The following is a 7837-nucleotide window of genomic DNA, read 5'->3' as shown; positions in this document are numbered from 1 at the left end:
TGTGTTCGCTAATCGGCTGCAGTTCCGGCCGACGAATAACACCGAGCAATAGAATAAACAATGAACTTTTAGTTATAAATTTAGCAGCAATTACGGGCTGATGTTTTTCAAATACCGCCACATCGCCAAGCCCTAACGTTGGCTGCAACTTTACATGCGACCTAAACCTAATGCAGGCTAAGGAATATTAAATGAGACAATACATCTTGTTGATCTTGATTTTGATAATTTTAGGTTCTTGTGGGCAAAACAAGCTTCTAGAGTGACCGTTGTTTCCTTTGACAATGAAAATAAATATTTCAAGTTAAAGATTGATACCTTACTCAAAATGAAAGAGGTGGATATTTCCGAGACACCGATTGATGTATTTTTTTCATGTCAAAAATTTCATTTGCCATATTACGTCCCTACAGGTGGGATTTTTAATAATGCCGCGAAATCCAAAGAGTGTGACATGTCTATTTATCCAGCAAATGTTAAATGCTATAAATATGATTCAGAAAACCGCGTTGTTGAAATGAGTGTTAATGGTAGTGGGACAATGAATCATTTTTTTTACACCTACAATAAAAAAGACCAAATCATACAGATCACTGACATGGGTTCAAAATATACCCTTCATTATGATGCTGCAAACAACCTATCGAAGTTAATCCAGAGTAATGGACCAGTCACTAAAAAATTGGTATTTACTTACAACTAACCAATATGCAGCCAACATTGTATTGGCAAAAGCGGGCGGCCAATTTACATGTCGAATGTAACACCAAGTTGTGCCCGCCTTCGCCAATACTTCCACGTAGTGCGAAATCTATGAAAATCATTATCCCAAATATATGGATGCTATTGCTCAGAATTGCCTTGCTGGCGGTTTTCAGTTGCATGTTTCACTGGCATGATAGCAGCGAAAGCCAATTTTGGCTTGGGCTTGTATTTTTTTTAATGTTTCCAATTTATCTCACGTGGACACTTCTTGGCGTTATGTGGGTGACGATTTCTCACGATTATAAGCTGTGTCGTTTTTATTATCTGTATAAATGGATTGATGTTAATAGTTCGGATCCGGACAGTTATTATTCTACACAGCAATACGCGAAACTGGCTAATTTTAAAGGGTTGCTCATTAAAATAAAATCCGGCAAGACAATTGAAGTAACGGAATATAATCTAAGCTCAATAAAAGTGATCAAAAAATTTCTTAGTCACCACCGTGTCCCAATGAAAGGAGATAAAAGGTCCTGGTTTCCTATAACACGCCAAATCTGACTTCGCATAACATGGTATCCTCCACGTTAGCCGCAACGCAAGGACCCACAAAATCATGGACTCTAAACTTATTTTCATAAAATCAAATAAGCTGTTGCCGAAAGTGGCTTGGGAGTCGACACCCGACTTTGGTTGGAGATATTGCGGGAGGTCGGACGATTTGGAAGTGGCATTGTTACACCAGGCATTTTTAAGTCACCTTTCTACCAACCTTGTTTATTTTGTACCTGATCGAAATAACAGTAAACTGGTCGCCAATTCTGAGGTATTTAATTTGATAGCCTACAACATCGACAAAATTGAAATGGCTTTTTGGAATGAAAACTTTACTAAGGTCATTGAACTTAAAACATTTGGAGTCTTCCGCCTGGGCGAGGTGTTCGCGGAACTTGGAATGTAAGACTAGCCGGTATCTTTAATCCTCATTTACCTTAATTTTTGCGCCCGGCGCAAAACGATGTTCAGTAGCCACACCCAGCATTTGAATACACGAGCCTTGAACCGGAGGCGCTTCGGCTAAGATGATATTGGTAAAAGCGGGCGTCAATACCCTGGCAATTTGAATATCAAACTAAGCCCGCCTTCACCAATACTTCCATGTTGGCTGTAATCCTACCTTCCCGACAAATAAAATGACATGGACAAACCAAAAATATTTGACGTAATATGCTTTACTGCTGACACAAGACGATATTTTCCAGCGTCTATCGGAAAGCAGAATTGGATGACCGATAATTTTATAAAGCACACAGAAATCGATATCAACTTGGGACAATCAAGATACGGGGGGCCTATCATAGATCTCCCAGAAAACATTGACGTCCCTCTAAATCTTCGATTTGCTGCTCAATTAGACCTGGCTAAATTTTCGCCAATTGACAAAACAGGTTTGTTACCAAAAACGGGACAGCTGATATTCTTTGCAGATATCCGCAATAACACAGGAAAAGTTATTTATTCAGCCGCCCCAAGTGACAAACTGAAAAGACACATAGTCGAACATGAAGACAACTTTTTTGATGGGGTCCTTATAGACACAGTTTATGCCGGCACTGAAACATTTGAAGAGCGATTTATAAAGTCAGACGGCAACGATAACACTTGGGACGATTTTGCTGGAAGTGAAAAATCGAAAATTTTCGGAGTATACACAACCTACAACATGGCAAAAGCGGGCGGCCAGTTTCGTACGGAACAAAACATCAAGCTATATCCACATTCCAATATTTCCACGTTGGCCCCAGGCACTAGCCTAGCCACTCTGACAAAAATTAGTAACAATGGCATTTGCAAAATGTAACGGCATAAATATTTATTATGAAGTCAGTGGAGAAGGCCCCCCCTTGATCCTGATCAGTGGCCTTGGAGGAGACCACTTTTTTTGGGATTCCAGTTTGAAGATTTTATCCAAACATTTTCAGGTCATTACCTATGACACAAGAGGTATCGGAAAGACAGATGCCCCAAAGACCAGTTACAGTTTAGACATTTTCACAGACGACCTGATTGCATTAATGGATGAATTAAAGATTGAAAAAGCGCATATTCTTGGGTTCTCAATGGGAGGTAATATTGCATTAACACTGGCTCTGAAGTCTCCTGGGAGAATATCAAAACTTATAATTGCCGCATCACACGCTGTAATAAACCATCAAATAAGACTATTTGTTGACGCAGTTTTAAACGTTTACGAGTCCGGGATAAGTACAAAACAAATGTTCGACCTTATCTGTCCCTGGCTTTTCTCAAATTCATTTTTAAGTAACCCTAAAAATGAAATCTATCTAAAGTATGATGAAAATGAGCCCGACCAACAACCTTTATATGCCTGGAAAAACCAGTATTTAGCACAAAGAAATTATAATGTAGTTGATAGTATTGACAAGATAAAATTACCGACATTAATTATAAACGGGGAGTTTGACCTATTTGCGACATTGGAGGATGCAAAATTATTGCGAGACAAAATTGAGCATTCAGTTCTGAATGTCATCCCTCAATCCGGACATTTAATAAACTATGAAAATCCAGAATTATTTCACAAATATATTTTGGACTTTTTGATCGATTAACCAACCGGCCTGCGGTTAATATGGCAGTGGAATTATAGGGGCTGACGAACATGGGCTGAACTTTTGTAATTCTATTCAACTTTGGTGTAAGTATTAGGCTGGCGAATCTTAATTGCCTCTACAACTTGGCTGTTGAAAATAGCGATGGGGAAGATAGGCTATATGGGCGTGAATATTTCGAATAAACTTTTAAACAAAACAACAGCTGGTGCCCTTGCTCGCCAATACTTGTATACTATGGGCCGCTCTGAAATATGAAGCAGTCAGGAAATTTTTGGTTTAAGGTAATTGCTTTAACTAGTGGATTGGCAATTTTAGTGGTGAGCTTTTTGGATGACTACTTTTTCGACAGCTGGTTGGTTTCAATACCCGTTTTTTTAACTCTTGGGGGATTGTTTCTTTCACTGTCTATCTGGGGTATGCTCCGGCAGAATGATTTTTTTTTCAAACTGTTCCTTTTCATAGCGTTCGGAATCCTGGTAGGCAACTTGTATGATTCGGAAGTCTTTAAGAGTCCCCGGGCCCTGGAAGCGGAATTAAAAGACGACTTGTCAAGGTTAAGTTTGATACTCAGGGAAAATAATGATTTCGAGCTGTCGAGTCAGGACTTATTCTCAACGCAGGTATATGCTGGAAAATATGTTAGGAATAACAATCAAATTATTTTTTAAACCGTCCATATGATAATGACTTCATACCGGATACTGTAAATATTATAAACGATAATATTATCCTTCGTACTATTAACGGTGTCCCTGACACAAGTTTTGCTTCGTATTTTCAAATTCAGCGTTTGCGTTGAGCGAATAAATCTGAGTATCAAAATTTTGTTAGAAACTGGTATTTAAAAAATCAATCTAATTCTACTTTGTCAAATTCTTAAATATAGTTGCTTCTTTAGCAAACGCTTACCTGGCGGTTGCTTGGTAATGATTTCAGTCAGAAAGTCTTCCAGGGTGGTTTTCACAAAACCGAGTATATTTTTTAAACTTTTGAGCACATCTTGTGATGTCAGCCACAGATTTGATTGTTGGTAATGATATGTTTTTTCCTGGTTTAGGAACAGCTGTCCAAGCATGATCATTGCCATATGTTTATGCCGGCTTTCTTCGCTGCGGGTTTGGTATTCGTTCAGTCCTAATTCTTTTTTTCCTTCACGAAACGCTTTCTCTACCAAGTACCTTTTGCTTTGGCGATAAGCAAGTTCCCGGATGTCGCAATGCGGGCAGTGGCATAAACTATATTTAATGGTGCCGTCTTTATCGGCTCGTATTAATAAAGTAAGTTGTTGTCTTCGGCCAGTGAGCGGATTTAATATATAAACAGGTCTGGCATGAAACCATGCTTTCAATTTTCTTAATCCGCTCTGATGTCTTATTACCAGATATTTCCAATCGTTGTCTTTAAGCAAACTGCAATATTGTTTTATGCTTACCGAGTAAGGGCAGGCAGAAAGATACTTGTACTAACCGAACGGAAAGCCCATGTGGATATACTACAACATGACTACAGGGATTACAGGATTGAATACTTCAACAACCTGTTTAAACAGCACAATAAATATTACCGGAAGTTGATGAAGACGCGCCAACTTACAAACCTTGATGAAATACTATTGGTTTTTCAAGGTGCTGGCTTTTATATCAATACCACCGGAAATTTGCTTCCGGTTGAATGTCTTGATTTGCCATTACCTGTCAATGAATTTAAAGACGGTGTTATATGGAAATTACGTGTCAGTAACTATAATGAAGAGGAAGGAGTATTGAATGCAGAAATTATTGACTATGATTTCCCAATAAGCAAAGTTACAGATGGCAAACAGGGTGCATTTTATTTCTATGGAATTGAAAGAATTAAGTTCAGAAGCCTCGATACAAGTGGCTTCCTAAGATCCGTTACTCTGAAGTATCAGCCAGTTATTGAAACTAAGGCAATAGAAGATGAAAGAAAGGCACAGACACCTACCGAGTATGTTGTTCTGAAAACCATGAAAGTGCCTTTTGGGAAAATCAATTTCTTATTTGGAAGTGTTTCATTTTCCATCTTCATTGAGGAAATCAACCAGGAAATCCTATTCGAAATTCCGAATCCGGATATAAGACCAGAGTTTGCAGCGATCCGAGATTATTTTGTAAAAGCATTGAAGAAGAAATTAATCACCGTAGATATTACTGTAAAATATACAGAAAGCCAGGTGCTATCGCCAACAGCCAAATCAGAGGATATTGATAGTATCAACAATCACATGATCGATAGTGTGCGATTTGAGTTTGTAAAGCGCGAGATATTCAAAGGGAAAGGCCGGGCTGTAGATGATCAGTCTAATCATACGATGGATGATTTGTTGAGTTCGTATAACGAAGGGAAGAAATTATTTTCCTCTGAAGCCGCGTTATTTGATGACATTTAAACATCAAGGAGTCGAAGCATTATTTACAGCTAAAATATCTTTCTTCGAAACATGAAGCATCTGTTTTAAAATTGAGATTTGTCTTACACCCATTTTCTTTTTTATTCTTACTGGCTGGTGAAAAAAGATATCATATTATTTGGGAAACATTGGACAGCGAAGAAGCAACCTATATATGGCATGCCGATAAAACAAGGGAGTCTTTACGAATTGCATTAGGAGAAATTGAAGTTATACTCAGAGACATAAAGAACAGTGGTAGACAAGCTTTTTTAGAAAAGGAGAGTAATAATTTTAGCAGGGTCGTTCATGATTATGCGGATGCAAAGAAAGGATTTGTTGTGTGGAAAGGAATGCTGGAGGAAAAATTGATATAGCGTATTTTACGTTAGCTTACATATTTACAAAGTGACTGGCTACTATTTACTGACTTTCGCCAGTTCTCACATATCTGTTTAACAATTGTTTCAGGATGTTGATAACACCAACTCATAATAAGAAATAAATAACGGCGTATTACTTTGGAATGATTTTCAGATAACCTTCTTTGTGGGTCAAAAAAGCATCACACTCTTTTAAGTATCCTTCCATGTTGTCAAGATTGTCATCGTAAATATAACTGCTGAATTCCCATGCACGCAAAAGCATACGTATGTAGGCATCGCTTTCTCTTTGCTTGGTTAACTTTTTAATGGCTCCCATGTAATCTTCCCTGTATACTGTCGGGATAATAATTTTGGATAACCCTTTCGAGCTAAATTCAGCATTCATCATTACTCTTGCAATCCTGCCATTACCATCCAGAAATGGGTGCACTTCGCTTATCAGGAACATCATATACGCTGCTTTTGCGAAAGGATGCTGGAGCAGGCTATACCATTCGTATCCTTTTTTCAATGTTCCGGGCACAAGTTTCATGTCCACAAACTCGGTACTTCCGGCGCGATTATTCTTATCCTTAAACTCACCGGGGTTTTTAGATTTTCTGGCGCTCAATAACGCGGCATGTCTTTCTCTCAATAGCTTTAATAAATCATCCGGATTTTTTGGTTGAATTGACATTTCAGACCTGTTTGATACAATCTGGTAAGTTCCCAGCACATCATGTGAATCTTCATCTCTTGCGGGCAAGGGTGTGGTTGTGGTGATAATTTGTTTGGCTTCGTCTACGGTAAACTCTGTACCCTCAATGTAATTCGAAAAATATCCTTCGAAAAAAGCAAAATTTTGATAGGATTGAATACTCTTGTTTTTATCGGGATAGTCTGGATAGTCCCTTTTTACCAGTTCTTCATATAAGGATTCAAAAAGTTGAATTCTGTCCGGATCCATCGGCTCGCCAAGTACTCTTGCCCTGGCCACAGGACTTACCAGATTCTTTGATAATCCGGTACCAAGCAAATCAGTAATTAATTGGTTCAGCTCTGTGAGTTCCTTTTTCATATTCAGCAGAGGTGCGATTTTCTTTGCCCGGTCCCGGACCTGGTTGAGGGTGTCTTCGCCTTTTACTCTTAAAAAGGCGTCTATCTTTTCTTCTAATTGTTCCCGGCTGAGGGTTTTGGATTCCTCGCCAGAGCCTTTAGTTCTTTGCAGATTTTCCAAATAGGCACGGGCAAGCCCTGATGCTTTGAGATTTCCAAAAAATAACACATCATCCCCTAAAGGCTCTGGGCCTTTTATGAAGTGCAGTATCAGGCCGGGCAATTCTACCGTTCCCTTATAGCTGCGGGTAAGGTAAAGATGGCCCCCTGATGTTGGCATGCGTTCTAAGGCGCTTCTATGACTTAAGAATGCATCTGGAAAAAGTTCTGAGACGAGCCTGTACCAATTACGTCGAACAACTTTCTCAGGTGCCTCTTCTAAACTGGAGGTATATACCCTGGGAGCTATTTTGCGCACCAAGCCCTGATCTTCGAGTTTTCCGATTTCTTTCGATCGTTCTTTTGTTCCTACGATAATCTCTTGTATTCTATCCATGGTAATATTTTCGTCCTAATTCGAGTTTTCAATTCCAAGTGGGAATAATTTCACCCAAATATTTAATTTCTGGAAATATTTTCATCCAAATATATGCTTTATTTTCCTC

At 38.8% G+C, this 7837-nt stretch carries 9 protein-coding genes; 7 read left to right on the top strand and 2 right to left on the bottom strand.

Annotated elements, in window-relative coordinates; genetic code table 11:
- Window positions 1–238: 238 nt before the first annotated feature.
- From VK664_RS14485 to VK664_RS14465, 5 genes are all read left to right on the top strand, one after another.
- Window positions 239–703, top strand: a complete 465-nt coding sequence (locus VK664_RS14485) for a hypothetical protein (RefSeq protein ID WP_461399391.1) — start codon at window positions 239–241, stop codon at window positions 701–703.
- Between the two features lie 618 nt (window positions 704–1321).
- A complete protein-coding gene (locus tag VK664_RS14480; RefSeq protein WP_461399390.1) occupies window positions 1322–1666 on the top strand; it encodes a hypothetical protein in 345 nt (114 codons plus the stop codon).
- Between the two features lie 237 nt (window positions 1667–1903).
- Window positions 1904–2566, top strand: coding sequence for a YwqG family protein (locus tag VK664_RS14475; RefSeq protein ID WP_461399389.1), 663 nt, complete (start codon window positions 1904–1906; stop codon window positions 2564–2566).
- Window positions 2547–3338 (top strand): alpha/beta fold hydrolase, encoded by a 792-nt coding sequence (locus VK664_RS14470; protein ID WP_461399388.1) that lies wholly within the window; start codon window positions 2547–2549, stop codon window positions 3336–3338. Before VK664_RS14475 ends, VK664_RS14470 begins: the two co-directional genes overlap by 20 nt.
- 254 nt (window positions 3339–3592) lie before the next feature.
- A complete protein-coding gene (locus VK664_RS14465) occupies window positions 3593–4009 on the top strand; it encodes a hypothetical protein (RefSeq protein ID WP_461399387.1) in 417 nt (138 codons plus the stop codon).
- A 200-nt stretch (window positions 4010–4209) separates the two neighbouring features.
- On the opposite strand, the gene VK664_RS14460 is transcribed toward VK664_RS14465, so the two are convergent.
- Window positions 4210–4689 (bottom strand): hypothetical protein, encoded by a 480-nt coding sequence (locus tag VK664_RS14460; protein WP_461399386.1) that lies wholly within the window; start codon window positions 4687–4689, stop codon window positions 4210–4212.
- Between the two features lie 18 nt (window positions 4690–4707).
- On the opposite strand from VK664_RS14460, the gene VK664_RS14455 reads away from it, so the two are divergent.
- Together VK664_RS14455 and VK664_RS14450 are read left to right on the top strand one after the other, a co-directional pair.
- Window positions 4708–5751, top strand: coding sequence for a hypothetical protein (locus VK664_RS14455; protein ID WP_461399385.1), 1044 nt, complete (start codon window positions 4708–4710; stop codon window positions 5749–5751).
- A 71-nt stretch (window positions 5752–5822) separates the two neighbouring features.
- Window positions 5823–6128, top strand: coding sequence for a hypothetical protein (locus VK664_RS14450; RefSeq protein ID WP_461399384.1), 306 nt, complete (start codon window positions 5823–5825; stop codon window positions 6126–6128).
- 139 nt (window positions 6129–6267) lie between these two features.
- Here VK664_RS14450 and VK664_RS14445 read toward each other — a convergent pair whose 3' ends face one another.
- Window positions 6268–7728: a Fic family protein gene (locus tag VK664_RS14445; RefSeq protein ID WP_461399383.1), complete on the bottom strand. Its 1461-nt coding sequence runs from the start codon at window positions 7726–7728 to the stop codon at window positions 6268–6270.
- Window positions 7729–7837 lie beyond the last annotated feature (109 nt).

Source organism: Flavitalea sp. (assembly GCF_035489435.1).
GTDB lineage: Bacteria > Bacteroidota > Bacteroidia > Chitinophagales > Chitinophagaceae > DATHKG01.
Note: the sequence above shows the minus strand (reverse complement) of the source record. Positions and strands in the feature narration are given on the sequence as shown.

Coding starts and splice junctions, on each gene's coding strand:
- VK664_RS14480 (WP_461399390.1), top strand. CDS start 1,322: ATGGACTCTAAACTTATTTTCATAAAATCAAATAAGCTGTTGCCGAAA.
- VK664_RS14475 (WP_461399389.1), top strand. CDS start 1,904: ATGGACAAACCAAAAATATTTGACGTAATATGCTTTACTGCTGACACA.
- VK664_RS14470 (WP_461399388.1), top strand. CDS start 2,547: ATGGCATTTGCAAAATGTAACGGCATAAATATTTATTATGAAGTCAGT.
- VK664_RS14465 (WP_461399387.1), top strand. CDS start 3,593: ATGAAGCAGTCAGGAAATTTTTGGTTTAAGGTAATTGCTTTAACTAGT.
- VK664_RS14455 (WP_461399385.1), top strand. CDS start 4,708: ATGTCTTATTACCAGATATTTCCAATCGTTGTCTTTAAGCAAACTGCA.
- VK664_RS14445 (WP_461399383.1), bottom strand. CDS start 7,728: ATGGATAGAATACAAGAGATTATCGTAGGAACAAAAGAACGATCGAAA.